Origin of the sequence: Lelliottia sp. RWM.1 (genome assembly GCF_016859735.1) — a bacterium.
Taxonomy (GTDB): domain Bacteria; phylum Pseudomonadota; class Gammaproteobacteria; order Enterobacterales; family Enterobacteriaceae; genus Enterobacter.
In genome coordinates this window covers 15,072-41,803 of the sequence record NZ_WLVC01000040.1, presented here as the reverse complement: position 1 = coordinate 41,803, position 26,732 = coordinate 15,072, and the positions used below count along the sequence as shown (strand labels likewise).

The following is a 26,732-nucleotide window of genomic DNA, read 5'->3' as shown; positions in this document are numbered from 1 at the left end:
TGGGGCTATAGCTCAGCTGGGAGAGCGCTTGCATGGCATGCAAGAGGTCAGCGGTTCGATCCCGCTTAGCTCCACCAAAATTCTAAACCTCGTCGAAAGACGGGGTTTTTTTATATCTATGTAACACTCATCGGTATATTTTGTTACGAGAAAGGTTTTTTTTCTACACCTCACCTAAATCTAAATCAATAAAGCGGTCTCTTTATTGACTTGAACTTGATTCGCGCAATTAATAAACATATTATCCATTCGGTCAATGAATTGTATGGAAAATTTTTTATTTATCTTAATGAAAAGTAAACTCATCAATAATGTAAAAATATTTATGCTTGCCCTGCTGTTATGCCTGCTCACAATTCCATTTTCTCGTTATATTTCTCCGCGTGCAATTGTGAATGGTTATGATGTTTATCTGGCATGGTTACCGTTAAGTGTAATGCTGGCGGTTATTTTATTGTTTGGTCGCCGTGCCATCATTCCTGTTCTGTTGAGCCTTTTTGCCACGAATGTCTATAATTTGCAATTAACCGTTCTTCAGCATGCTGTGTTGTTGTTTTGTCAGACATTTTCTGTTTTTGCTACCGCTGGTATCATGCGAGCCATCCTGGGGCGTCGATGGCGTCATAGTCTCCCAAATAAATACATTGGAATTCGCATTTTCTGGCTTGGTTTTATCGTGCCTATAGGTATCAAGGTATCGATGTATCTCGCTGGGTATTTTTTTGATTTTCCTGTTTCTCTCTCTACATTCTTTGGTGATGGTACTGCCATTTATAACGTTGTTGATATTCAGAGTCTGATTTGTGCAGCCCTTATATTTACAATGATGTTCTATTATCCATTAAGAATGATAATTAATCCCTGCTACGCCAGAACGTTTTGGCGACGAAGTCTGAAACCTATTTTTTATAATAAAAAACCGCTATTTATATTAGTCTGGCTGATGTTTTTGGTGTCCATCATTGCACTTTTGTGTACGCCTCTGGAATCACCCATCATTGCGGGTTACCTGATGCCGGGGATTTTTATTCTCTTTACCCTCGGTATCAGTCGGCTTAGCTATGCGCTAATTTCGTTACTGTGGGCTGCCTCCGCATTCTTGTTGCTAACGTACAACTATAACTTTCTCAATGGTGTTGAGACGGGGTATTCGCTGTCCTTTATCTTGTCTGTGCTGATCTCGTTCGCCATCTGCTTGCTTTATATGTCCAGGATCTACCGACGAAGCGAGTGGTTGAAGCAAGGTTGGCAGGAGAGGGCTTTAACCGATCCGTTAACAGGGTTGCCCAACATTCGTGCGCTGGAAGACTTTCTGTCCATTCATTCCGATGCAAAGGTCTGTTGTCTGAGGATGGATAATCTGGAATTTTTAAGCCGTCATTATGGCATCCTCATGCGTGTGCATTGCAAGCGGGTGATTACCGCATCTCTTCAACCTCTGCTGCAAAAAGATGAAAAGCTCTTCCAGTTGCCAGGTAGTGAACTGGTGCTGGTACTGTTAGGCCCTGAAACGGCCGAGCGCTTACAGCATATGGTTGATCAACTGAACAGCCGTAAAATTTTCTGGAACAATACCGGACTGGATATTGAATTTGGAGCATCCTGGGGCGAGGTCGATGGCGGCGAACATTTGCACCATATGCTTGGGCAATTAAGCTGGTTGTCTGAGCAATCATGTGCTGCACATAATGTGCTTGCATTAACCAATAGCCTTGACACGGTCTCAGGACAAACGACGGAAAGAGTTCTGATGTTAGGACGAATCAAGCGTGCACTCGACGCCAGAGGGCTTCTCTTGTATGCCCAGCCGATTCAGAACGCCAAAGGTGAAAGGTACTACGAGATTCTGACGCGACTGGAAAGCGAGGGTGAGATTATCACGCCCGATCGCTTTATCCCGCTGATTGCCCAATTCAACCTGAGCCACCGGTTCGACTTGAGTGTGGTTGAGCATTTACTGAAATGGTTACGTGATAATCCAGCGCCCCATGCCGGAACCCGTTTTTCAGTAAATTTGATGCCACTCACGTTGATGCAGAAAGAGGTTGCTTCCGAGATTATCTCCCTGTTCGAACGCTATTCGGTTGCACCGCACGCAGTCGTGATTGAGGTAACCGAAGAGCAGGCATTCTCCAATTCCGAAACCAGTATTAAAAACATCCATCAGCTACGGGAATACGGTTTCCGTATCGCGATTGATGACTTTGGGACAGGGTATGCGAATTATGAGCGGCTTAAGCGTTTGCAGGCGGATATCATCAAGATTGATGGTTGCTTTGTAAAAGATATCGCCACTGACAGTATGGATGCGATGATTGTCCAGTCGATTTGTAATCTGGCTAAAACGAAGTCGCTTAGTGTGGTTGCCGAGTTTGTGGAAACTGCAGAACAACGCGAAATGCTACTCCGTTTCGGCGTGGATTATCTGCAAGGTTATTTGGTAGGCAAGCCGACACCACTGGCTGAATTGCAGGCATAAAAAACCGGGAGCCAGACTCCTAATGCCGATCAGTTAAGGTCGGTTGACCGATCCAGTGGCTGTGTAAGAATCCGGAAATGCTCACCCGTTTCCGGATTTTTTATGCACATTGGACAGGCTCTTGATCTGGTATCCCGTTACGATTCCCTGCATAACCCTCTGACTTCTCTGGGCGAATATCTGGACCCGGAACTGATTTCCCGCTGTCTTGAGGAATCCGGTATCGCCACGCCGCACCCGAACTGGTGCGTGCTGACCCTGCTGGCCATTGATGGTGTGTTCTGGGGCACACCGGACACACCAGAGAACGATGCAGCCTTCGCCCGCCAGACGCATGGCGGGAACCCTGCACTCTATCCGCAGGCCAAAATGGTCTGTCAGATAGAACTGACCAGCCATTTGCTGACGGCAGCAGCCTTCGGCACAATGAAAAACAGCGAAAATGAGCTTGCAGAGCAACTTATAGAGCAAACCTGCGGTAACACCCTGACGTTAATGGATAAAGGTTATTACTCACTGGAGTTATTGAATGCCTGGAACCCGGCGGGAGAACACCGGCACTGGATGACCCTGCTCAGAAAAGGGGCACAGTATGAAGAGATCAGAAAACTGGGTAAAGGCGACCATCTGGTAACGCTGAAAGCCAGTCCACAGGCACGAAAAAAGTAGCCGGGTCTGGGGAACGAAATGACAGCCCGCCTGCTGACCGTGACGCGCAAAGGGAAAGTCTGTCATCTGCTGACATCAATGACGGATGCCATGCGTTGCCCAGGTGGAGAAATGGCAGACCTGTACAGTCATCGCTGGGAGATTGAACGGGGATACGGGGAGATAAAACAGACGATGCAGCTGAGCAGACCGACGCTGAGAAGTAAAAAGCCGGAGCTTGTGGAGCAGGAGCTGTGGGGCGTCTTGCTGGCTTATAATCTGGTGAGATATCAGATGATTAAGATGGCGATGCACCTGAAAGGATGCTGGCCGAATCAGTTGAGCTTCTCAGAATCATGCGGAATGCTGATGACCCTGCAGGGCGCTTCACCGAGGAGAATCCCGGAGCTGATGCGTGATCTTGAAAGTATGGGGCAATTGGCAACGTTACCGCCCCGGAGGGAAAGAGCCTTCCCGAGAGGGGTAAAGGAGAGGCTCTGGAGGTATACCACAGCCCCGAAAAAGGGCCAGTCAGTTGTTTAACTGACTGGCATTAGGAGCCTGGCTCCCGGTTTTTTTATTGTCTGGATTAGAGTACCAGTGCTGCGATGGATGCAGACAGTACGCTCACCAGCGTAGAACCGTATACCAGTTTCAGACCGAAGCGAGAAACCACGTTACCTTGTTCTTCGTTCAGGCCCTTAATCGCACCGGCGATGATCCCGATGGAAGAGAAGTTAGCGAAGGAGACCAGGAACACGGAGAGAATGCCTTCTGCGCGCGGGGAGAGCGTGCTGGCGATTTTCTGCAGATCCATCATGGCTACGAATTCGTTGGAAACCAGTTTAGTCGCCATAATACTGCCGACCTGCAGTGCTTCGTGAGCCGGGACACCCATTACCCATGCAATTGGGTAGAAGATGTAGCCAAGAATTCCCTGGAAGGAGATGCCCAGTACGGCGGCGAACAGGGCGTTCAGTGCAGAGATTAGTGCGATAAAACCAATCAGCATTGCGGCAACGATAATCGCAACTTTGAAACCTGCCAGAATGTATTCGCCGAGCATTTCGAAGAAGCTCTGGCCTTCATGCAGGTTAGACATCTGGATGTTTTCTTCGCTGGCATCAACACGGTATGGGTTGATCAGCGACAGCACGATAAAGGTGCTGAACATGTTCAGAACCAGCGCTGCAACAACGTACTTTGGCTCCAGCATTGTCATATACGCGCCCACGATAGACATGGAAACGGTGGACATTGCGGTTGCCGCCATGGTGTACATGCGGTTACGGGACATCTTGCCCAGGATATCTTTATACGCGATGAAGTTCTCAGACTGACCGAGGATCAGGGAACTTACGGCGTTGAAAGATTCCAGTTTACCCATGCCGTTCACTTTGGATAGCAGGAAACCGATCGCACGGATAACAACAGGCAGAACACGGATGTGCTGCAGGATACCGATGAGTGCGGAGATGAAGACGATAGGGCAAAGCACTTTCAGGAAGAAGAATGCCAGGCCTTGATCATTCATGCTGCCGAAGACGAAGTTGGTTCCTTCGTTAGCGAATCCGAGCAGTTTTTCGAACATTTCGGAGAAGCCTTTCACGAAGCCCAGGCCTACGTTGGAGTTCAGGAAGAACCACGCAAGTAAAACTTCAATAACCAGCAGTTGAACAACATAGCGAATACGAATTTTTTTGCGGTCATGGCTGACCAGCAATGCAAGTGCAGTAACGACAACAAGTGCCAGGACAAAATGAAGGACGCGGTCCATATTTGCTCCAAATATGAGGCAGGTTTAATTTCCGTGCACATTCTATGTAACAAGCACAAAGAAAACGAGATCAAGGGCACACTATAGTTACATCCTGTGACGAGTCTCAAAAATAGTGATCAACTATACATTTCTGTTATGTTGAGTAAATGAGTGAAAAGTTACGTTTGTGTGTTACGCTTTAAATTGACTGTGCGATTGCATCGCCTGTGACAACCCTTCACATCTTTCAGCCCTTCTATCGTTTTTAGCTATCAGAGATATCACGTTAAACATTATAAATGAACTTGATAATCATTCGCATTTTGATAGCATGAAACATAGCAAAGGCTATATTTCTGAGGCAGAGATGACAAACAGTCGCGTTGAGAGTAGCAGTGGCAGAGCGGCACGCAAGTTGCGCTTTGCATTAATGGGACCGGCATTCATTGCCGCCATTGGCTACATCGATCCGGGTAATTTTGCGACCAACATTCAGGCCGGGGCCAGTTACGGCTATAAACTGCTGTGGGTGGTTGTCTGGGCAAACCTGATGGCCATGCTGATTCAGATGCTCTCCGCGAAACTAGGTATCGCAACAGGTAAAAACCTGGCGGAACAAATTCGCGATCATTATCCTCGTCCTGCTGTCTGGCTTTACTGGGTTCAGGCCGAAATTATTGCCATGGCGACTGACCTTGCTGAATTTATCGGCGCAGCAATTGGTTTCAAGCTGATTCTTGGCGTTTCTCTGTTGCAGGGCGCTGTGCTGACCGGGATAGCGACCTTCCTTATTCTTATGTTGCAGCGCCGCGGGCAAAAACCGCTTGAGAAAGTGATCGGTGGCCTGCTGCTGTTTGTTGCGGCCGCATATATTGTCGAGCTGATTTTCTCGCAACCTGACCTGGCGCAGTTAAGTAAAGGGATGATAATTCCTGATTTACCGACCTCAGAGGCGGTGTTTCTCGCAGCAGGTGTGCTTGGGGCCACGATCATGCCACATGTGATTTATCTGCACTCTTCGTTAACGCAGCACTTGCATGGTGGCACACGGCAGCAGCGCTATTCTGCGACGAAATGGGATGTGGCGATTGCCATGACCATCGCCGGTTTTGTCAATCTGGCGATGATGGCAACAGCTGCTGCGGCATTTCATTTCAACGGGCATACAGGCATTGCCGATCTCGATCAGGCATATCTGACGCTCGAACCATTACTCAGCCATGCCGCAGCAACTATTTTTGGTCTGAGCCTGGTTGCGGCAGGCCTTTCATCAACGGTGGTGGGGACCCTGGCTGGTCAGGTCGTTATGCAGGGGTTTGTTCGCTTTCATATTCCCCTGTGGGTTCGTCGTGCGGTCACCATGCTGCCATCGTTTATTGTGATTTTGATGGGGCTGGATCCGACGCGTATCTTGGTAATGAGCCAGGTATTACTGAGTTTTGGTATTGCCCTTGCGCTGGTTCCTCTGCTTATCTTTACCAGCAATAAATCGCTGATGGGCGATCTGGTTAATACCACTCTTGTGAAACGGGCAGGGTGGGCTATCGTGGTAGTGGTGGTGGCGTTGAATCTGTGGTTGCTGGTGGGGACTGCATTAGGGTTATAAAAAAGGAGCCGCAAGGCCTGACGGCTCCCCATAAATAAAGACAGGCATAGAAGGTTGTGATCTACTTAGTGTTCCACCAAAAAGTAAGGTCACTCCTCTATGCCTGCTTCACAAGTTTGCCATAAATTTTTCAGCCAGTCCCTGAACTCCATTCATCAGTACCGTAAAAACGCCCTGCTCGATATGACCGTGGCCCTGACACGTGGTGCTTCGCTTTCTCTTACCAGCATCGGCAGATACCTGCCAGGCCCCGCACGTGTTAAGCACAAGATTAAGCGTGTTGATCGGCACCTCAACAGCGACCTGATGTTCAGTGATATTCCCTCCGTCTACCAGCAGCCTGTATCCCGCCTCACGCACAGCCTTTCAGTTTGTGTCATTGCCGTGGACTGGAGTGGCTATCCTTCATCAGAACTCAGTGTTTTGCGGGCAAGCTTATTGTGTGATGGCAGGGCTATCCCACTGATGAGTAAGGTCATTTCCTCCCGCTACCAGAACAACTCTGCCGTCCAGAACGCGTTTCTTGACCAGATGGCAACGGCTGTCGGTAAAGATAAACAGGTCATCATTGTGACGGATGCCGGGTTTCGCAGTAGCTGGTTTCATCACATCCGCTCTCTGGGCTGGGATTTTGTTGGACGAGTCAGGGGCTGCCTCTGTTTTCAGGTCATCGGGGATGAAGAGTGGCTGATGGCGCGGGATGTTGTGTCATCAACAACGGCGCGTTATCCGGGATTCGGGCGACTGGCACGCAACGCCAGTCGTGCCTGCCCGGGACATTTCTACACCGTGCATAAGCGGGCGACGGGCAGGAAAAGCAGTCAGCATTACCCCAAAACAGACAGGCTGTACCGTAAAAACGCGCGTGAACCGTGGCTGCTTTTTACCAGCTTGATGGAATATAAGCCACGCGAGATAGTTAAACTTTATAGTCGCCGTATGCAGATAGAACAGAACTTCAGAGATGAAAAAAGCGAGCGCTATGGGCTGGGACTGCGGGCAAGTAAAAGTCGGGGAGAAAAAAGACTATCCGTGCTTTGCCTGGTTGCAGTTCTCTACAGCATCATCCTATGGCTGACGGGATATTACCTTGAAAGTAAGGGAATAAATCGATGGTTCCAGGCGAACAGTGAGAAATCACGCAGGGTGCTGTCGTATCTGACATTGAGTGAAAATGTCATCCGGCAGTCACCGGGGCTCCTGTCGGGGATGAACCCCGACAGGGTATATGCAGATATGGCAAGGGCCTATCGAAACATCATCATGGTGTATTGATGATGTTTCTGGGGATCCCTCAGGCCGTAAGGCTCCTTTTTTAATCATCAGTGGTGGCCGTGACCATGACCACGCCCGCGACCCCAATCACCACGACGGTCATCGCGATCGCTCCAGCCTTCACGATAACCTCGCTCATAGGCTCTGCGATCGTCCCAGCCGCGATGACGGCCATTATCATGCCTCCACCAGCGGTTTTTACGCCATTCATAATTACGATGCCAGTAATCACGGTCGCGCCAGCCGCCACCGTCCCAGTAGTTACCGTAATTATCACGATCGCCAATTTGTAATTTTACGGATGGCAACAGGGTGATCTCGCCTGCATTAGCAACCAGCGGCGCTGCAGCCAGTAATACTGCAGCCAGAATCAGTGACCTGAACATACTCTTCTCCTTCACGATCGGGGCCTTTATGCGGCCTGTTAACGCAATATTACGGGGCGGTAAAGCCCCGTTTCATCGCCTCAACTCCGAATTCACAAAAGGGAGCACGTTTTGCTAAAAGATCTCTTATTCTGTACAGGTCAAAATCGTTTCAATGGCAGCGAGTTCTTCTTCAGAAAAGTGACGATTTTCGAGCATGCCAACTGCATCATCAATTTGCGCAGTCTTACTAGCCCCAATCAGCACAGAGGTCACGGTATCGTGGCGTAAAATCCATGCCAGCGCCATTTGCGATAATTTTTGACCACGATGTTCGGCCAGTTCATTGAGTCGGCGAACTTTTGCCAGTTTTTCTTCCGTAATTTGGTCAGGATTAAGAAATTTGCTGCCGCTGGCCGCACGTGAATCCGCCGGAATGCCGTTCAGATAACGGTTGGTCAGTTGACCTCCCGCCAGTGGAGAGAAGGGGATACACCCCACGCCCTTATCCTGCAGGACGCCGAGTAATCCTTTTTCGGGGGCACGTTCAAACATGGAATATTTGGGCTGATGGATAAGGCAGGGCGTTCCAAGATCGTCAAGTATCTCTATCGCCTGGCGTGTCAGTTCCGCAGGGTAATTAGAGAGTCCGACATAGAGCGCTTTCCCCTGGCGTACCACATGGTCTAGCGCTTTCATTGTCTCTTGCAGCGGCGTTTCCGGATCAGGGCGATGGTGATAGAAGATATCGACATACTCCAGCCCTAAACGCTTCAGGCTCTGATCCAGGCTGGAGATGAGGTATTTACGTGAACCCCAGTCACCGTAAGGGCCATCCCACATGGTGTAACCCGCTTTGGTTGAGATAATCAACTCATCGCGCCAGGGTTGAAAATCCTCCTGGAAAATACGTCCGAAGTTACATTCTGCTGAGCCAGGAGGTGGGCCATAGTTATTGGCGAGATCAAAATGGGTTATCCCCAGGTCGAAGGCGCGTTGTAAAAGCTGGCGGCTATTCTCAATTAGCGTGGCATCGCCAAAGTTGTGCCAAAGCCCGAGAGAAATGGCGGGTAATTTGAGACCGCTCTGTCCGCAACGGCGATATTGCATTGTCTGATAACGATTTTTGTCAGGCTGAAAAACCATACTCGTAACCTCAGGCGCAGAAAAGAAAAGCCAGTGTATGCGTTTACACTAACGTGAAGAAAAGGAGAATAACGCACCCTTTTTTGTAAAGCATTCTTTCCATACGCTTCTTTCTGCCATTTCTGGACAGCCATCACGCTTCTTTAATACTCAAAGTGAGGTCAACGTCAGAAGGACACCTGTTATGCGAACCCCGTATTGCGTCGCTGATTATCTGCTGGACCGGCTTACAGATTGCGGTGCTGATCATCTGTTTGGTGTGCCCGGTGATTATAACCTGCAGTTTCTCGACCATGTGATCGACAGCCCCGATATCTGCTGGGTGGGCTGCGCTAACGAACTGAATGCATCTTATGCCGCAGATGGTTATGCCCGGTGTAAGGGCTTTGCCGCACTGCTGACAACATTTGGTGTTGGGGAATTAAGTGCCATGAACGGTATTGCTGGCAGCTTCGCTGAATATGTGCCGGTATTGCATATTGTGGGGGCTCCGGGTATGGCGGTACAGCAAAAAGGTGAGCTTTTGCATCACACTCTGGGTGATGGAAACTTTCGCCATTTCTATCAGATGAGCGAGCCGATCACGGTCGCTCAGGCGGTACTCACCGAGCAAAATGCCTGCTATGAAATTGACCGTGTCCTCTCCATCATGATGCGTGAACGTCGGCCCGGCTATTTAATGCTACCTGCCGATGTGGCAAAAAAAGCCGCCACGCCCCCTGTAAGCGCTCTCACTGTGAAGCCCATACTTGCCGATCATGCCTGCCTGAAAGCATTTCGCGATGCCGCGCAGTTCCGTCTGGAAGTCAGTAACCGTACCGCGCTGCTGGCGGATTTCCTGGTTCTTCGCCATGGCTTAAAACCTGCGCTACAGAAATGGGTGAACGACGTCCCTATGGCGCACGCCACGATGCTGATGGGAAAAGGGATTTTTGATGAGCGTCAGGCGGGGTTTTATGGCACATACAGTGGTTCGGCAAGTACGGATGCTGTCAGAGAGGCTATTGAGGGTGCTGATACCGTATTGTGCATCGGGACTCGTTTTACGGATACGCTGACTGCCGGTTTTACACATCAACTTACGGCAGCGCAAACCATTGAAGTCCAGCCTCATGCTTCGCGCGTCGGGGATGTCTGGTTTACCGGTATTCCCATGCAGCAAGCGATCGATGTCTTATCTGAACTTTGCAGGCAGTACGTGGCGAAGCCCATTGCTGCGACTCCTCCGCGGGTGTTTCCGCACGCGTCATCCGAAGGAATGCTCACGCAGGAAAACTTCTGGGGCACGCTACAAACCTTTATTCGTCCTGGTGACATTATCCTTGCTGACCAGGGGACATCTGCATTTGGGGCATTTGCCCTTCGCTTACCTGCTGATGTGAATTTTATCGTTCAGCCTCTCTGGGGTTCGATTGGTTACACGCTGGCAGCCGCGTTTGGTGCGCAAACGGCGTGCCCACAGCGTAGAGTTGTTGTGATTACGGGCGATGGTGCGGCGCAACTCACTATCCAGGAGTTGGGGTCAATGCTACGCGATCATCAGCATCCTGTTATTCTGGTGCTTAACAACGAAGGGTACACGGTTGAAAGGGCGATCCACGGGCCAGAGCAGCGATACAACGATATTGCACTCTGGAACTGGACGCAGATACCGCAGGCACTCAGCCTGGAATCTCAGGCTGAGTGTTGGCGTGTCAGTGAAACTGAGGTGCTGGCAGATGTGCTGGATAAAGTCGCACACCACGAGAGGTTGTCTCTCATTGAGGTCATGCTGCCAAAAACAGACATTCCGCCGCTACTGGGGGCGATAACAAAAGCGCTTGAGGCGCGTAATAGCGCCTGATTACTTATCTTGCCTCCAGGCCATCATCATCGGTTTACCCGCCAGCAGAAGCCAGGCGGGTAACATCACGATACAGAGCAAGGGCAGCAGGTTGGTATCAGGAACCACCACTGCTGCCATAAACAGGCTCAGCCATGCATCGCGGGTGACAACCAGGACCAGGCCCAGAATGGAGCAGGAGACGGTAATGGCCAGCGGTACAGCATCCACATGCTCATGTAACATCAGGCCCAATGCGACGCCAATAAATACCGCGGGGAAGATGCGCCCGCCACGGAAGCCGCAGGCTGCTGCAACCACAACGGCCGCCAGTTTGACGAGGGCGAACAGCATATAGTCTGATGTGCTAAAGACCTGACTAAATGCCATCTGCTGCATCTCATCCAGCCCTTTGAATAAGGTGATATGTCCTCCAATGACCCCCAGAATTCCAAGAAGGAATCCCCCGACACCCAGAATCAGGACCGGATGCCTGAGTTTATGCATCAAGCGGTGCAGGCGTGGTAGACACCATACGGCAACCATACCCAGTGCGATAGCGATAGCCGCTACAATCGCACCACTGAAGATATCGGCGATTTGCATTTGCCCGTAATGAGGGATCGGGAGCGAAAAGTGGGGATGGAAAAACAGGCTGGTGGTTAGTGCACCTGCCGCAGCCGCCATTAAGGGGGCAAAAAGCCTGTCCCAGAGAGGAATATCGTTGTTATTCCCGCTCAGCGTCTGGGAGAAAATCAGTGCCGCGGCAACGGGTGTACCAAACAGTGCACCGATAGTCCCGGCAGAGGCGAGAATAGTCCAGTCCAGTGCGCCTACTCGCGGAAAAATACGTGAGCCGAGATAAACTGCCAGTGCAATATTGACTGCCATAATTGGATGCTCTGGACCCAGGCTCACACCTCCCGCAAGACCAATAATCAGCGCCAGGATTAATCCTGGCAGTGCTGAAGGCGTGACGGGGGCGCCAATCAGTGGCTCCTGGGCGGGATCAGGACCTGCATGCCCAGGGCTAAATCGAATCACCAGGCCTACCGCAATACCTGTCAGTGTCAGCATCAGCAGAGTCCACACTGAAGAATCAGGCGCGAAACCAAATGTGGTCGGTAGCGATGCCCACAGCATCGTTTGCAGTACCGATGCCACTTTCATGACGACAATTAAAATCAGGCTGGACACAATACCGATAATCAGCGCGGGTGGCGCCAGCAGCAGCATAGTTCTGGCTCGCGGGTGGAGCATGATGATTTCCTTGTACAAAACGGTATGACGTTACTTTGCACAATCAGTTTGGTCGCAATAGTGCAAAAGGTGCTGAAACGGTAAAGTGATTCTGTGACGTGGATCGACAATCCTGGGGCGACTCCCTTTAGAACATTGTTGTTATCCAGCCTTGAATTTACAGTGTCCCAAAGATTTATTCTGACTTTAGCGGAGCCGTAGAAGAATGACAAAGTATGCTTTGGTAGGTGATGTTGGGGGCACGAATGCGCGCCTTGCCCTGTGCGATGTGAATACGGGGGAAATCTCTCAGGCGAAAACCTATTCAGGACTGGATTACCCAAGCCTGGAGGCCGTTGTGCGTGTCTATCTGGATGAACATCAGATTAGCGTTGAGGATGGTTGTATCGCCATTGCATGCCCTATTACCGGTGACTGGGTGGCCATGACAAACCATACATGGGCGTTTTCTATTGCTGAGATGAAAAAAAATCTGGGATTCTCGCATCTTGAAATCATCAACGACTTCACGGCGGTATCCATGGCGATCCCGATGCTGAAGCCTGAACATCTCATCCAGTTTGGCGGTACTGCACCGGTTGAAGGTAAGCCGATTGCCGTCTATGGCGCAGGAACCGGCTTAGGGGTGGCGCATCTGGTGCATGTGGATAAGCGCTGGGTAAGCCTGCCAGGGGAGGGGGGACATGTTGATTTTGCACCAAACAGCGAAGAAGAAGGCATTATCCTTGAGGAGTTGCGTGCGGAAATTGGTCATGTTTCAGCCGAACGAGTGCTCTCAGGTCCTGGGCTGGTGAATCTTTACCGCGCCATCGTCAAATCTGACGGTCGTTTGCCGGAAAATCTGCAGCCGAAAGACGTGACCGAGCGTGCTCTGGCGGACAGCTGCACCGACTGTCGCCGCGCACTGTCGTTGTTCTGTGTCATCATGGGGCGTTTTGGCGGCAACCTGGCTCTGAATCTTAGCACCTTTGGTGGTGTGTTTATCGCTGGCGGGATTGTGCCGCGATTCCTGGAATTTTTTAAGTCATCCGGTTTTCGCGGTGGGTTTGAAGATAAAGGACGTTTTAAACCCTATGTACAGGATATTCCGGTCTATCTGATTGTTCACGATAACCCAGGATTACTGGGCTCTGGTGCACACCTGCGTCAGGTTCTTGGTCAGGTTCTCTAGTCTTCGTCACCCTCTCTTCAGGGAGAGGGTGAAATCATCATAAGTGCATCAACTGGCGAAACTCTTTCACTTTGCTTCGGCTTACCGGAACCTGAAAATCGAGATCTTTCAGGCGCAAAATGTAGGTATTGTTAAACCAGGGTTCGATCTCTCGGATCTTATTCAGATTGACGCAGAACGAGCGGTGGCAGCGGAAAAAGTGCGCCGCAGGCAGCTTGTTACAAAACTCGGTAATGTTCATCGCCATCACATACGACTCGCGTCGCGTGTAGACGAAAGTCATTTTCTCATGCGCTTCGGCATAATAAATATCATCAATCGGCGTAACGATAATTCGCTCATCTTTGACCAGATTAATGGTGTCATTCTCCCGAGCGGCTGGGTTAGCGTTGACGGTTGCTGTACCAGCCTGTTGCTGCCAGGCCATCTCCAGCTTTTGCAACATGCTGACGATGCGTGATTCCTGGTAAGGCTTAAGAATGTAGTCAAATGCTTCCAGTTCGAATGCCTCAACGGCATGCTCTTTCCATGCAGTGACAAACACAATGAACGGCTTGTGAGCAAACTGGTTGATGTTCTGCGCCAGCAGAACCCCATCCAGCGAAGGAATATTGATATCCAGAAAAATGGCATCAACACGGTTATGCTGCAAAAATTTCAGCACATCCAGACCGTCCTCAAATGTACCAACGATCTCCATTTGACTATGGGTTTTGATCAGCCAGCTCAGTTCCTGTTGAGCCAGAAATTCATCTTCCACGATGATGACTTTCATGTATTACTCCGGCCTAAGGCAACAGTGATATCGGTACGTGAACGGGGGTCCGTTCATTCGGGACGTAAAAGGCGATTTCAGTGCCTGGCTCAAGGCGTCGAATATGTAACCCGTCCCCATACAGCAGTTTGACGCGATGATGTACATTCAGCAGGCCAATTTTATTTCCCGGCATTTCATTTGCTTCAACGCGTTCAATGACTTTCGGATCGATACCATGACCCGTATCACGTACCGAAATGCGCACGCGATTACCGCTTTCGGTCACACTGATGGTCACGACGCCTTTACCTTTGCAGGGCTGGATGCCGTGAACAATTGCATTTTCAACCAGCGGCTGAATGAGCAGGCTAGGGATCACACAGTTAACCTCTTCATCAATATCGTAAATGACTGTGAGTTTATCGCCAAAGCGAGCCTGCTCGATCGCGATATAGTCTTTAATCTGGTAGAGCTCTTTTTTAATATCAATTTGCTCGTCATCTTTCAGTTCAATGTTGTAGCGAAGATAGCGCGAGAGATTGAAAATCAGCTGGCGAGCGGTGTCCGGATTAAGGCGAATGGAGGAGGAGATGGCGTTCAGGGCGTTAAACAAGAAATGAGGATTGATTTTGCTTTGCAGCGCGCGGAGCTCTGCCTTATTTGCCATTTCACGTAACTGCTCTGCGCGCGAGACTTCCAGTTGGGTGGAAATAATCTGCGACAGGCCGATTGCCATCTCCTGTAATGAGGAGGTGATCTGATGTGCATGGCAGTAATAAATCTTCAATGTGCCCGTTACCACTCCCTTTTCCCAAAGTGGGATCACCAGCATGGAGTGAATTTCAGGCGTCCGGTATGCCTCATCATTGTTTTTAATAATGATTTTACCGTAGTTAATGGCCTGGCGGGTGGTGGGGCTGACGGTGTCATCATTGTCACGGTAGTTGTGTTCACCTACGCCGACATAGGCCAGCACATGATCGATGTTGGTAATGGCGACGGCATCGGCGTGAATATCGCGGCGGATAATCTCACACACCTGACGGAGTGATTCGGCGTTAACGTGGCGAAACAGCGGCAGCGTTTTGTTCGCGATATCCAGCGCCAGCTTGGCCTGGCGAGCTGCACTGGCTTCCTTTTCGCCCTCCACACTTTGTACCAACAACACGATAAACCCGATACAGACGCTGCCTAAAATCATGGGAATACCGATTTTAGACACGATATCCAGCCCTAGTGCAGTTGTTGGAGCCCAGACGACGACCAGGATCATCGTCAGCGTTTCGCACACCATGCCGGCGACAATCCCTGCCCGCCAGTGCTGCTTTTTCGGAATTTTGCGGTTAATCCACCCGGAAAGGATCCCGGCAATGATACTGGTGATAAAGCAGGGGATTGCCGTCACGCCGCCAATATCAATTAAGTAGCGATGTGTTCCGGCAATAATCCCGGTGATGATCCCCACCCATGGGCCAAATAAAATCCCTCCCGACATCACGGCGATAATACGCACGTTGACCAGCGAACCCTCGACGGGAACACCAGACCAGGTGCTGAACAGGGCAAACATCGAGAAGATTGCCGTAACGGCCAGCAGCTCTTTTGGCGAGTGGGCGGATTTATGCAAAAGCTCGCGAAACAGGCGGATGCGAATTAAGAAGAACAGGCAGATGAGCATTAACGCCGCGCGGTCGTAAACCGCCAGCAGCATATCGAATATTTCGTGCACGAGTAGACCTGGGATATCGGGAAAAAACCATGATAAAAAACCTGGCGCGTAATGACCAGCTATCCGTCTGCTTTATCAAATGAGGAAAAACCATAATTTACAAAGGGGATTATTTGTGTCTTGTTGAATAAACCTGATTTTCTATCACAGTGCTAATGATGAGTAACGTTTTTGATATCATTGTGTTAAGTAAATAGTATAAAAATAAGGTCTGCCTCAGAAGGCTTCCGCTTTTATACTCAGCACGATTCCGGTTTTAACGCGATGACTTTTTTTTCATTTCCCTCTCGACAGCAGGTTTTTTTTCAGGTTATTTTCTAAACACGCCACATACGTGGCAGCGTCGCTCGGACGGTCCGGGCGCTAACGTGAATCTGAGGAATCTATGGCTGAATTCAGTCCCGAACGCCGTTTTACGCGTATTGATCGTCTCCCTCCTTATGTTTTTAATATCACTGCTGAACTGAAAATGGCTGCGCGTCGGCGCGGCGAAGACATTATTGATTTCAGCATGGGTAACCCCGACGGTCCAACTCCCCCGCATATTGTTGAGAAATTATGCACTGTGGCTCAACGCCCTGATACGCATGGTTACTCTACATCGCGCGGTATTCCTCGTTTACGTCGGGCGATCTCTCGCTGGTATCAGGATCGTTACCAGGTGGATATCGATCCTGAAAGCGAAGCGATTGTGACTATCGGCTCGAAAGAAGGGTTGGCGCACCTGATGTTGGCAACGCTTGATCACGGTGATACGGTACTTGTGCCCAATCCTAGCTACCCGATTCATATCTATGGCGCGGTCATTGCCGGTGCTCAGGTTCGTTCTGTGCCGCTGGTGGAAGGGGTAGATTTTTTTGGTGAACTGGAACGTGCGATACGTGAAAGTTACCCAAAACCAAAGATGATGATTCTCGGTTTTCCGTCAAACCCAACCGCGCAGTGTGTTGAACTGGATTTCTTTGAAAAAGTCGTGGCACTGGCAAAACGTTACGATGTTCTGGTTGTCCATGATTTAGCCTATGCCGATATCGTTTATGACGGCTGGAAGGCTCCCTCAATCATGCAGGTTCCAGGTGCGCGTGATGTGGCTGTCGAGTTTTTCACACTTTCCAAAAGCTACAATATGGCGGGCTGGCGCATTGGTTTCATGGTCGGCAACAAGACGCTGGTGAATGCGCTGGCGCGCATCAAGAGTTATCACGACTACGGGACGTTTACACCGCTTCAGGTGGCCGCTATCGCGGCGCTGGAGGGCGATCAGCAATGTGTGCATGACATTGCCGCGCAGTATAAACGCCGTCGTGATGTGCTGGTTAAAGGCTTACACGAGGCTGGCTGGATGGTAGAAATGCCGAAAGCGTCGATGTATGTCTGGGCGAAGATCCCCGAGCCTTATGCGGCGATGGGGTCACTGGAGTTTGCGAAGAAGATGCTGCATGACGCGAAGGTGTGTGTCTCTCCAGGCATCGGTTTCGGTGATTATGGCGACACTCACGTGCGATTTGCCCTCATCGAAAACAGCGATCGTATCCGCCAGGCGGTCAGAGGTATTAAAAGTATGTTCCGTGCGGATGGGTTGCTCTCATCATCAGGTTCAAAAAGTACAACGGAATAACACGGGTCGAAGAATGATAAAAAGACAGGAGCCTTTGGCTCCTGTCTTTTTTAATGCATTTTCTTCGCTCAGATCATCAGGGCAAAGGTTCCGGCCCAGACTAATACAATCACCGAAATGCCCATAAAGAAATATTTCACGTTTCATCGCTCCGCGTACCGTGTGATACGCATTTAAAAACAGAGTCCACCTGAGTATAGAGTGCTGAAATCGGGCTTAAACGCCGCTGACTCCAGCTCAGAATTCTGTGCTTTCCTATTGCCAGACGGCGCTAATGTACGCCTAAATCAGAGGGGTGACAAGAGGCATTTTTTTAAATAATTTCCTACACTTACGAGTGTCGTGGAACGGCGACAGTTTGATTTCGATGCGCAATAAATTCGGATTGAGCGACGACGGAAAGAGAACGAAACGAGAGGGAATAGCAGGTGATTGAAAAGGTTAGTTTCTTAGCGAAACTAACCTTAGGCAAGGTGTCAGATATAGAGAGAAGATTCGCCAATAGGGCGAGTTTTAAAGCGGCGATGCACCCACAGATATTGTTCCGGCGCGCGCATGATTTCTTTCTCGATAACCTTATTGATAAATGCCGCAGCGTCGCACTCTTTATCTGGGTAGTTCATCATTTCAGGTGAAATATGCAGACGGTAGCCAGAGTTGTCTGCTTTTCTGACCATGGTGACGGTCAGCATTGCAGCCCCGGACAGGCGTGAAATCACGAATGTACCGTTTGTTGTTGCCACGTCTTTAACGGCGAAGAAAGGCGCAAAGCTACTGCCTTTCCGTCCATAATCCTGATCGGGCGCAAACCAGACGGCCTCGCCTTTTTTCAATGCACCAACCATGCCGCGTAAGTTATTACGGCTGATCATTGCTTTATTGGAACGCATACGACCACGTGTTTGCACCCACTCCATCAGAGGGTTGTTGTGCGGACGATAGGTTGCCATCATTGGCTGGCAAAGCCCCATTACGCGGCCACCTAACTCCAGCGACATAAAATGCACACCGACAACCATCACGCCGCGGTTTTGTGCTTGCGCACGCTTCAGATTGTCGAGACCTTCAACATCGAACCATTTGCGGACTCGTTCATCAGGCCAGAACCACGCCATGCCCGTTTCAAGCAAAGCCATGCCGATAGATTTGAAGTTTTCCGAGATGAGTTTTTCGCGCTGTTCAGCGTTGTATTGAGGGAAGCAAAGCTCGATATTTTTACGGGCGATCGATTCTCGACGTTTAAGGAAGTGACGTGAAGCGCTGCCCAGTTTAGAGCCCAGCAGACGAATTGCCGGGTAGGGTAGCTGAACCAGTAGCCACAATACGCCAAGACCAAACCAGGTAAACCAGTAACGCGGATGTAAATAGGTGCGTTTGAATTTGGATTGAGACAAAGTAGTGAAACCTATGTAAAGCCTGTGAAGGTAGCGCAAACATCGCGTTACACCGTGCTAATTATGACCACAATTTAAGGTGATGGTTTCAGGCTTTACCGATCTTTACGGCGTTACCTGTCCACTGCCGATGCAAGCTGGGCGGCGTAATGTAGCACCGTTGTACGGCATCTGCCACACATGGTTTTTGCCTAAAAAAGCGACAATGTTTAAGGTGCTTGATTCTCATCATTATGGTGGGGGTAATTTTATCAAAATAATTTTTTGCGACAGATGATCTCAATATGTACGAAATGTCTTTTTCTGTGGCAATACGTTGGTTTTTTAGAGAAACAGACACCAAACGGTATCTGTTTGTGTATCTAAAAAGCTGTCATTTACCGTTTAAAAAACGCATCACCGGGTTGTGCGTGCGCATACCATGCCATCAGTTCGGCTGTTCCGGCATCACCTTCAGCTGGTCCCCATGCAGCGAAATCCTGTTCTGCAACGGGTTGATAGCCGCCGTGTTTGACTTCAAAAATAACCCCGCCCTGATCCAGCGACAAAACGGCATGCCAGACACCGGCATCTGTTTCCAGCGCCATGCACTCTTCCCCTAACACAACGCGATGGGTAACGACGCCATTCTCATCAAAATTTAAGACAACAAAGCGGCCACTGAGGGGAAGCAACAGTTCGAATGTATGCGGATGGCGGTGTGGCCGAACGTAAGTGCCAGGCTCCATAGCAACCGCTAAACGTTGTACAGGATCGCTCAATTCGGGATGAAAATTACGATGGGCGCGCAAGCGGGGTGAATTTGCAGCAGCTTCGCTCTGTTGCCTGAGATCGCTAAATGTTATTTGCTTCATCTAAATCGCCTGAGAGGGAGCCAGCTGTCATCTGCTGGAACAGGTAAGTGATATGCCCGAGGAGAGGATTAAGAAATCTTCTTTCCTACCACATCAAATCATCAGGCACGATAAAGTCAGCATAAGGATCTTCTTCATCCTGAGCTTCTGGGGTAACCACACTGCTTAAAACGATATAACTCTCATCGCGCTGCATAATTTTATTAGCCACGATGGTGGGGATAATCGCGTATTCACTCTCTGGGCCATTATCCGCACTCAGACGAGCAATGGCGAGACGGCCACTCATCAATTGAGACTGAATAAGTTTATCCACATAGACTTTCTTGATGAGATTGTTATCGGTGAAGTTATATCCAATCTCACCTTTTGGGCAAACAATCCTGTTCATCTCAATGAGCTGTTTGATCTGCGCTTTGTACTCTTTTGATAATGCCGCCTGCTTTTGTTGTTCGCTCAGCTGTTTATCACGCTCAAGTTGCGCCTTTTTATTCATTTCAACAGCTTCTCTGGCTTCACGGGCCTGCACGCGCGATTTCTTAGCCGTTTTTTGCACTTTCGCGAGCTTTTTACTGCTGACTAATCCCGCTTTCAGCATCTGTTCCTGGAGAGTAAGTTTTGTCATGTTCGTTTCTAAAACCATTCAAATAGTACTTCGGATTATACCTGTAATCGTCGATGCAGTACCAGATGATGGCATCAGGGCGTGGAGGTATTGACCTGTGGCTGAAGGGGATTCAATAACCTGTATGCGCTTTGTGATCTGCCACACCTTTCAACACAAAAGTGACTGTTTTTGCTGTTAGCAACTTTGATTGATGAAGGTGAGCAGAATCAATGGATTAGAAAGGCGAGCACAGATGTGCCGTAAACGATCTATCGACACATCAAATGTGCAAGATAAAACGTCAGTTCTTGGCGTTCAAATAAGAGAAAATTGCTTTGAACTCCAGCATTGATGGGGTTATATCAGATCAGGACGACAATTTCGTGATTTGCACAAATGTGCAGGAGTGTAAAAATGGCGACGGAAAACAGCGATGACATTCGCCTGATCGTGAAAATAGCGCAGTTGTATTACGAGCAGGATATGACGCAAGCGCAGATAGCGCGTGAGTTGGGAATTTATCGCACGACCATTAGTCGCCTGCTGAAGCGGGGCCGCGAACAGGGAATTGTGACGATCGCCATTAATTACGATTACAACGAAAACCTTTGGCTTGAGCAGCAGTTAAAGCAGAAATTTGGTCTGAAAGAGGCAGTGGTGATCTCCTGTGACAGTGAACGGGAGGATGATCATCTCGCGATGATGGGTGAGCATGGCGCTCAATTGCTCGAACGCTTACTGGAACCCGGCGACATTATCGGTTTTTCCTGGGGACGAGCGGTGAGTGCGCTGGTGGAGGGGCTATCGCCAGCGGGCCAGTCACGTCAGCTCATCTGTGTACCCATTATCGGTGGCCCTTCAGGCAAGCTTGAAAGCCGTTTTCATGTCAATACGTTGACCTACAGCGCTGCTGCAAAGCTGAAAGGGGAATCTCATCTGGCGGATTTTCCAGCGCTTCTGGAAAATCCGCTGATTCGCAACGGCATTATGCAGTCCCGGCATTTTGAGACGATCGCCGCTTACTGGGATAATCTGGATATTGCACTGGTAGGGATTGGTTCTCCCGCCATTCGTGATGGCGCAAACTGGCACGCATTTTATGGCAGCGAAGAAAGTGATGATCTGCATGCCCGACAGGTTGCCGGAGATATCTGTTCACGTTTTTACGATATCAATGGTGTAACGGTAGACACCAATATGAGTGAAAAAACGCTCTCTATTGAAATCAATAAATTAAAAAAGGCGCGTTATTCTATTGGTATCGCGATGAGTGAAGAAAAATTGAGTGGTATTCTTGGCGCTTTACGCGGGAATTATATTAACTGTTTAGTGACGAATAAATCCACTGCCGAATTGTTATTGTAATCAAAAAATTAAATTGATCCTGACATAATTAAATTTATGAGGGATCCCCTTATCTGAAAGTGGGAGTTAATTATGCAAACGTGGTTAAATTTAAAAGATAAAGTCATTATTGTTACAGGCGGAGCCTCAGGTATTGGATTGGCTATCGTCGAAGAGTTATTGGCTCAGGGCGCAAATGTGCAGATGGCGGATATTCACGGTGGAGTAGGGAAAAATGAGGTGCGGGGGGGATATCAATTCTGGCCGACAGATATTTCCAGTGCGAAAGAGGTCACCCAGACTGTCGAAGAAATTATTCAGCGCTTTGGTCGGATTGACGGTCTGGTTAATAACGCTGGGGTGAATTTCCCACGTTTGCTGGTTGATGAAAAATCGCCAGCCGGAAAATATGAGCTCAATGAAGACGCGTTTGAAAAAATGGTCAATATCAACCAGAAAGGCGTGTTTTTGATGTCGCAAGCCGTGGCTCGTCAGATGGTCAGACAACATAACGGCGTAATTGTGAACGTCTCTTCGGAAAGTGGGCTGGAAGGCTCTGAAGGTCAGAGTTGCTATGCCGCGACTAAAGCCGCCCTGAATAGTTTCACCCGTTCATGGTCAAAAGAGCTGGGTAAACATGGTATTCGTGTGGTCGGCATTGCGCCCGGAATCCTGGAAAAAACAGGGTTGCGCACGCCTGAGTATGAGGAAGCGCTAGCCTGGACCCGAAACATTACCGTTGAGCAGTTGCGTGAAGGTTACAGCAAAAATGCAATTCCAATTGGCCGTTCAGGGCGTCTGACGGAAGTTGCTGATTTTGTCTGTTATCTACTGTCTGAACGTGCCAGTTACATTACTGGGGTGACCACGAACATTGCAGGCGGTAAAACGCGCGGCTAAGGAGGGCTTATGGTAAATGCAATCTTTTGCGCCCACGGCAAACTGGCTAGCGCCATGCTGGAGTCTGTGCAGATGGTCTACGGCGATGTCCATGTCCTGGCGGTGGAGTTTGTTCCCGGTGAGAACGCTGGAGATATCGTGGAAAAGCTGAGCACGTTAGTGAATACCCGCATCAGTGATGAATGGCTTATTGCCGTTGATCTGCAGTGTGGTAGCCCCTGGAACGCCGCCGTGACCCTGGCGATGCGTCATCCGGCAATCAGGGTTATCAGCGGGCTCTCTCTGCCACTTGCGCTGGAACTGGTGGACAACCAACGCACGATGAATGTGGATGAACTTTGTCAACACCTGACGACGATAGCTCAACAAACCTGCGTCGTCTGGCAGCATCTGGAAACGACCGAAGAGGATTTCTGATGAATATTACCCTGGCTCGTATTGATGACCGCCTGATCCACGGTCAGGTCACGACTGTCTGGTCGAAAGTGGCGAATGCGCAACGGATTATTATCTGTAATGACGAGGTTTATAACGATGAGGTGCGCCGGACATTATTACGGCAGGCCGCACCACCAGGAATGAAAGTCAATGTGGTGAATATTGAAAAGGCAGTGGCGGTCTATCATAACCCTCAATATAAAAATGATACTGTCTTTTATTTATTTACCAACCCACAGGATGCGTTATCTATGGTGAGGCTGGGCGTAGAAATTACGACGCTAAATATAGGTGGTATGGCCTGGCGGCCTGGGAAAAAACAATTAACGAAGGCTGTTTCTTTGGATGGTAACGATGTTAATGCATTTCGTGAACTGGATAGGCTTGGTGTGAAGCTGGATTTACGCGTTGTTGCCTCTGACCCTTCGGTTGATATTCTCGAAAAAATAAAAGAACAGTCATTCGCTGAATAAATAAAAGTGCCTGTATTTATGATATGTCGCCATTCTGGATATGTCGCGAGGGAACATTAACGAATCCCGGAAGCATAGCAATGTCGGGATGAGGAAATTAAACCTGCCGGGATGCAGCCTCAAAGACAACATGTCAATGCCGTAACAGGCAGGGATGAACACACTTAAAAGGTTCTATATTATGGAAATCAGTACCCTACAAATTATCGCTATTTTTATATTTTCCTGTATTGCCGGAATGGGCAGTGTGCTGGATGAGTTTCAGACTCATCGCCCACTTATCGCCTGTACTGTTATTGGCTTGATTCTCGGAGATTTAAAAACCGGGATTATGTTGGGCGGTACGCTGGAACTGATCGCACTCGGCTGGATGAATGTCGGCGCTGCACAGTCACCGGATTCAGCGCTGGCCAGTATTATCTCCGCTATTCTGGTTATCGTCGGACAGCAGAGTATTGCGACTGGTATTGCTATTGCCCTTCCGGTTGCGGCGGCAGGCCAGGTGCTGACCGTTTTCGCGCGAACCATCACTGTGGTATTCCAGCATGCGGCGGATAAAGCCGCTGAAGAGGCGCGCTTTAACACCATTGATATCCTTCACGTTTCTGCTCTGGGTGTTCAGGCACTACGCGTCGCCATACCCGCCTTGATTGTCTCGTTATTTGTCAGTGCCGACATGGTCAGCAATATGCTGAACGCCATCCCGGAATTCGTTACGCGCGGTTTACAGATTTCCGGTGGTTTTATTGTCGTTGTGGGCTACGCCATGGTACTGCGCATGATGGGCGTGAAATACCTGATGCCCTTCTTCTTCCTCGGTTTTATCGCGGGGGGATATCTCGACTTCAGTCTGCTGGCCTTCGGCGGTATCGGCGTGATTATTGCGCTGGTCTACATACAGTTGAATCCCCAGTGGCGTAAAGCCGGGCCGCACGTACAGGCCACTTCAGCCACCGCCCTTGACCAGCTTGACGATTAACGGAGTCCATCATGGAACAGAAAAAACTGACCAAATCTGACCTGTTTAGCATGTTTGTCCGCTCCAATCTGCAGCAGGCGTCGTTCAATTTTGAGCGCATTCACGGGCTGGGCTTTTGCTACGACATGATCCCTGCCATCAAGCGACTGTACCCCCTGAAAGAGGATCAGGTGGCAGCCCTCAAACGCCATCTCGTTTTCTTCAATACCACACCAGCCGTTTGCGGGCCGGTGATTGGTGTCACGGCTGCGATGGAAGAGGCGCGCGCGAACGGTGCGGAGATTGATGATGGTGCGATCAACGGTATCAAGGTGGGCCTGATGGGGCCGCTGGCAGGCGTTGGTGATCCGCTTGTCTGGGGTACATTGCGGCCAATAACTGCCGCGCTTGGTGCGTCGTTAGCGCTGTCTGGAAATATTCTCGGCCCGCTGTTGTTTTTCTTTATTTTCAATGCAGTGCGTCTGGCAATGAAGTGGTATGGCCTGCAAATAGGCTTCAGCAAAGGGGTCAATATTGTCAGCGATATGGGCGGCAATCTGCTGCAAAAACTGACTGAAGGCGCATCGATTCTCGGTCTGTTTGTGATGGGGGTGCTGGTGACCAAATGGACCCGCATCAATGTACCGCTTGTGGTGTCACAAACGCCCGGCGCGGGTGATACCACCGTCACCATGACGGTGCAGAACATTCTCGATCAGCTCTGCCCTGGGCTGCTGGCTTTGGGGCTGACGCTGTTGATGGTGCGCCTGCTTAACAAAAAAATTAACCCGGTATGGCTGATTTTTGCCCTGTTTGGTCTGGGGATTATCGGTAATGCGCTGGGCTTCTTGTCCTGATTATCTGCCCCGGTGTTAAGCCGGGGCTCCTGTAAAACTGAGGCGGTACAATGCAAACAACAGCTTTACGCCTTTATGGCAAACGCGATCTTCGTCTGGAAACGTTCGAACTTCCTGAAATGCAGGACGATGAGATTTTGGCTACGGTGGTTACAGACAGCCTGTGCCTCTCGTCCTGGAAAGAGGCGAATCAGGGCGAGAATCATAAAAAAGTGCCGGATGATATCGCCACGAACCCGATCATCATCGGCCATGAATTCTGCGGCGACATTATAGCGGTTGGGAAAAAGTGGCAGCATAAGTTCCAGCCGGGTCAACGCTATGTCATTCAGGCGAATCTTCAACTGCCGGATCGCCCTGATTGCCCCGGCTACTCTTTCCCGTGGGTGGGAGGAGAGGCGACCCATGTGTTGATTCCCGATGACGTGATGGAGCAGGATTGCTTGCTGGCGTACGAAGGGGAAACCTACTTCGAAGGGTCGCTGGTTGAGCCGCTCTCCTGTGTGATTGGCGCATTCAACGCCAACTATCATCTGGAGGAGGGATCTTACAATCACAAAATGGGCATTCGTCCTCAGGGGCGGACTCTCATCCTGGGAGGCACAGGACCTATGGGGCTGCTGGCTATCGACTACGCGCTGCATGGCCCGGTTAATCCATCGTTACTGATTGTGACCGATACCAATAACGCTAAGCTAAGCTATGCCAGAAAACATTACCCTTCTGAACCGCAGACGCTGATCCACTACCTTCATGCGCAGGATGCTGCACATGACACGCTGATGGCCCTCAGTGGTGGGCATGGCTTTGACGATATTTTTGTGTTCGTGCCTAACGAACAACTGGTCACGCTGGCCTCTTCCCTCCTTGCTGCTGATGGTTGCCTGAACTTTTTTGCGGGTCCGCAGGATAAAAACTTCAGCGCGGCAATTAACTTTTACGACGTCCATTATGCCTTTACCCACTATGTCGGTACTTCTGGCGGCAACACCGATGATATGCGCGCAGCGGTTAAGCTGATAGAAGAGAAGAAAGTGCAGGCTGCAAAAGTGGTTACCCATATTCTGGGGCTGAATGCCGCAGGAGAAACCACGCTGGTGCTGCCTGAAGTCGGTGGTGGGAAAAAATTAGTCTATACCGGTAAATCATTACCGCTCACCGCATTAACCCAGATTGAGGATCCTGAACTGAGTGCCATTCTGGCGCGCCATCAAGGGGTCTGGTCTAAGGAAGCTGAACAGTATTTATTGTCCTCTGCCAGGGAGATTTAAG

General features: G+C 49.7%; 23 protein-coding genes, 1 tRNA gene and 1 pseudogene. 15 read left to right on the top strand and 10 right to left on the bottom strand.

The window, feature by feature from the left end; genetic code table 11:
- Position 1 precedes the first annotated feature (1 nt).
- The 3 genes and pseudogenes from GF617_RS21420 to GF617_RS21410 all read left to right on the top strand — a co-directional run bounded on the left by GF617_RS21420 (position 2) and on the right by GF617_RS21410 (position 3,670).
- A tRNA-Ala gene (locus tag GF617_RS21420) sits at positions 2-77 on the top strand.
- A 212-nt stretch (positions 78-289) separates the two neighbouring features.
- Positions 290-2,479, top strand: a complete 2,190-nt coding sequence (locus GF617_RS21415) for an EAL domain-containing protein (protein WP_203452404.1) — start codon at positions 290-292, stop codon at positions 2,477-2,479.
- A gap of 102 nt (positions 2,480-2,581) precedes the next feature.
- A pseudogene (locus tag GF617_RS21410) lies at positions 2,582-3,670 on the top strand (IS4 family transposase).
- Positions 3,671-3,716: 46 nt separating this feature from the next.
- On the opposite strand, the gene nupC reads toward GF617_RS21410, so the two are convergent.
- Entirely contained in the window at positions 3,717-4,904 is a 1,188-nt protein-coding gene (gene nupC, locus GF617_RS21405) for a nucleoside permease NupC (RefSeq protein ID WP_181620302.1), read from the bottom strand.
- 349 nt (positions 4,905-5,253) lie between these two features.
- Here nupC and GF617_RS21400 point away from each other — a divergent pair, with 349 nt between their 5' ends.
- Together GF617_RS21400 and GF617_RS21395 are read left to right on the top strand one after the other, a co-directional pair.
- Positions 5,254-6,492, top strand: a complete 1,239-nt coding sequence (locus GF617_RS21400) for an Nramp family divalent metal transporter (RefSeq protein ID WP_181620301.1) — start codon at positions 5,254-5,256, stop codon at positions 6,490-6,492.
- Between the two features lie 99 nt (positions 6,493-6,591).
- Positions 6,592-7,767 carry an IS4 family transposase gene (locus GF617_RS21395; RefSeq protein WP_203452402.1) on the top strand — a complete coding sequence of 392 codons (1,176 nt, stop codon included), beginning with the start codon at positions 6,592-6,594 and terminating at the stop codon, positions 7,765-7,767.
- A 47-nt stretch (positions 7,768-7,814) separates the two neighbouring features.
- Here GF617_RS21395 and ypeC read toward each other — a convergent pair whose 3' ends face one another.
- On the bottom strand, positions 7,815-8,153 hold the full coding sequence (gene ypeC, locus GF617_RS21390) for a DUF2502 domain-containing protein YpeC (RefSeq protein WP_181620299.1): 339 nt from the start codon (positions 8,151-8,153) through the stop codon (positions 7,815-7,817).
- A gap of 126 nt (positions 8,154-8,279) precedes the next feature.
- Entirely contained in the window at positions 8,280-9,278 is a 999-nt protein-coding gene (gene mgrA, locus GF617_RS21385) for an L-glyceraldehyde 3-phosphate reductase (RefSeq protein ID WP_203452401.1), read from the bottom strand.
- 184 nt (positions 9,279-9,462) lie between these two features.
- Between mgrA and ipdC the strand changes: the two genes are divergently transcribed.
- A complete protein-coding gene (ipdC, locus tag GF617_RS21380; RefSeq protein WP_181620297.1) occupies positions 9,463-11,121 on the top strand; it encodes an indolepyruvate decarboxylase in 1,659 nt (552 codons plus the stop codon).
- Here the strand turns inward: ipdC and GF617_RS21375 are convergent, their stop codons facing one another.
- Complete coding sequence (locus tag GF617_RS21375) at positions 11,122-12,360, bottom strand: ion channel protein (RefSeq protein WP_181620296.1); 1,239 nt, start codon at positions 12,358-12,360, stop codon at positions 11,122-11,124. It abuts the gene before it with no gap.
- Positions 12,361-12,565: 205 nt separating this feature from the next.
- On the opposite strand from GF617_RS21375, the gene glk reads away from it, so the two are divergent.
- Entirely contained in the window at positions 12,566-13,531 is a 966-nt protein-coding gene (gene glk, locus GF617_RS21370) for a glucokinase (RefSeq protein ID WP_181620295.1), read from the top strand.
- A 37-nt stretch (positions 13,532-13,568) separates the two neighbouring features.
- On the opposite strand, the gene GF617_RS21365 is transcribed toward glk, so the two are convergent.
- Positions 13,569-14,306 carry a LytTR family DNA-binding domain-containing protein gene (locus tag GF617_RS21365; RefSeq protein ID WP_181620294.1) on the bottom strand — a complete coding sequence of 246 codons (738 nt, stop codon included), beginning with the start codon at positions 14,304-14,306 and terminating at the stop codon, positions 13,569-13,571.
- Between the two features lie 13 nt (positions 14,307-14,319).
- The gene (locus GF617_RS21360; RefSeq protein ID WP_181620293.1) at positions 14,320-16,017 is read right to left on the bottom strand and encodes a sensor histidine kinase; all 1,698 of its coding nucleotides are present in this window, start codon (positions 16,015-16,017) and stop codon (positions 14,320-14,322) included.
- Positions 16,018-16,402: 385 nt separating this feature from the next.
- On the opposite strand from GF617_RS21360, the gene alaC reads away from it, so the two are divergent.
- Positions 16,403-17,635, top strand: a complete 1,233-nt coding sequence (gene alaC, locus GF617_RS21355) for an alanine transaminase (protein WP_181620292.1) — start codon at positions 16,403-16,405, stop codon at positions 17,633-17,635.
- 68 nt (positions 17,636-17,703) lie between these two features.
- Here the strand turns inward: alaC and ypdK are convergent, their stop codons facing one another.
- From ypdK to GF617_RS21335, 4 genes are all read right to left on the bottom strand, one after another.
- The gene (gene ypdK / locus GF617_RS27460; protein ID WP_099458937.1) at positions 17,704-17,775 is read right to left on the bottom strand and encodes a membrane protein YpdK; all 72 of its coding nucleotides are present in this window, start codon (positions 17,773-17,775) and stop codon (positions 17,704-17,706) included.
- 336 nt (positions 17,776-18,111) lie between these two features.
- Positions 18,112-19,029: a kdo(2)-lipid IV(A) palmitoleoyltransferase gene (gene lpxP, locus GF617_RS21345; RefSeq protein ID WP_181620291.1), complete on the bottom strand. Its 918-nt coding sequence runs from the start codon at positions 19,027-19,029 to the stop codon at positions 18,112-18,114.
- 377 nt (positions 19,030-19,406) lie between these two features.
- Positions 19,407-19,883: a WbuC family cupin fold metalloprotein gene (locus tag GF617_RS21340; protein WP_181620290.1), complete on the bottom strand. Its 477-nt coding sequence runs from the start codon at positions 19,881-19,883 to the stop codon at positions 19,407-19,409.
- A gap of 85 nt (positions 19,884-19,968) precedes the next feature.
- Complete coding sequence (locus tag GF617_RS21335; RefSeq protein ID WP_181620289.1) at positions 19,969-20,508, bottom strand: DUF2058 domain-containing protein; 540 nt, start codon at positions 20,506-20,508, stop codon at positions 19,969-19,971.
- 396 nt (positions 20,509-20,904) lie between these two features.
- On the opposite strand from GF617_RS21335, the gene GF617_RS21330 reads away from it, so the two are divergent.
- The 7 genes from GF617_RS21330 to sorE all read left to right on the top strand — a co-directional run bounded on the left by GF617_RS21330 (position 20,905) and on the right by sorE (position 26,731).
- Complete coding sequence (locus GF617_RS21330) at positions 20,905-21,855, top strand: sugar-binding transcriptional regulator (protein ID WP_181620288.1); 951 nt, start codon at positions 20,905-20,907, stop codon at positions 21,853-21,855.
- 72 nt (positions 21,856-21,927) lie between these two features.
- Positions 21,928-22,734 carry an SDR family oxidoreductase gene (locus tag GF617_RS21325; RefSeq protein ID WP_203452400.1) on the top strand — a complete coding sequence of 269 codons (807 nt, stop codon included), beginning with the start codon at positions 21,928-21,930 and terminating at the stop codon, positions 22,732-22,734.
- Positions 22,735-22,743: 9 nt separating this feature from the next.
- Positions 22,744-23,151 carry a mannose/fructose/sorbose PTS transporter subunit IIA gene (locus tag GF617_RS21320; RefSeq protein ID WP_203452399.1) on the top strand — a complete coding sequence of 136 codons (408 nt, stop codon included), beginning with the start codon at positions 22,744-22,746 and terminating at the stop codon, positions 23,149-23,151.
- A complete protein-coding gene (locus GF617_RS21315; protein ID WP_203452398.1) occupies positions 23,151-23,645 on the top strand; it encodes a mannose/fructose/sorbose PTS transporter subunit IIB in 495 nt (164 codons plus the stop codon). Before GF617_RS21320 ends, GF617_RS21315 begins: the two co-directional genes overlap by 1 nt.
- A 181-nt stretch (positions 23,646-23,826) precedes the next feature.
- Positions 23,827-24,624 carry a PTS mannose/fructose/sorbose transporter subunit IIC gene (locus GF617_RS21310; RefSeq protein WP_203452397.1) on the top strand — a complete coding sequence of 266 codons (798 nt, stop codon included), beginning with the start codon at positions 23,827-23,829 and terminating at the stop codon, positions 24,622-24,624.
- A gap of 11 nt (positions 24,625-24,635) precedes the next feature.
- Entirely contained in the window at positions 24,636-25,460 is an 825-nt protein-coding gene (locus GF617_RS21305; RefSeq protein WP_181620283.1) for a PTS system mannose/fructose/sorbose family transporter subunit IID, read from the top strand.
- Between the two features lie 50 nt (positions 25,461-25,510).
- The gene (sorE, locus tag GF617_RS21300) at positions 25,511-26,731 is read left to right on the top strand and encodes an L-sorbose 1-phosphate reductase (RefSeq protein ID WP_181620282.1); all 1,221 of its coding nucleotides are present in this window, start codon (positions 25,511-25,513) and stop codon (positions 26,729-26,731) included.
- Position 26,732 lies beyond the last annotated feature (1 nt).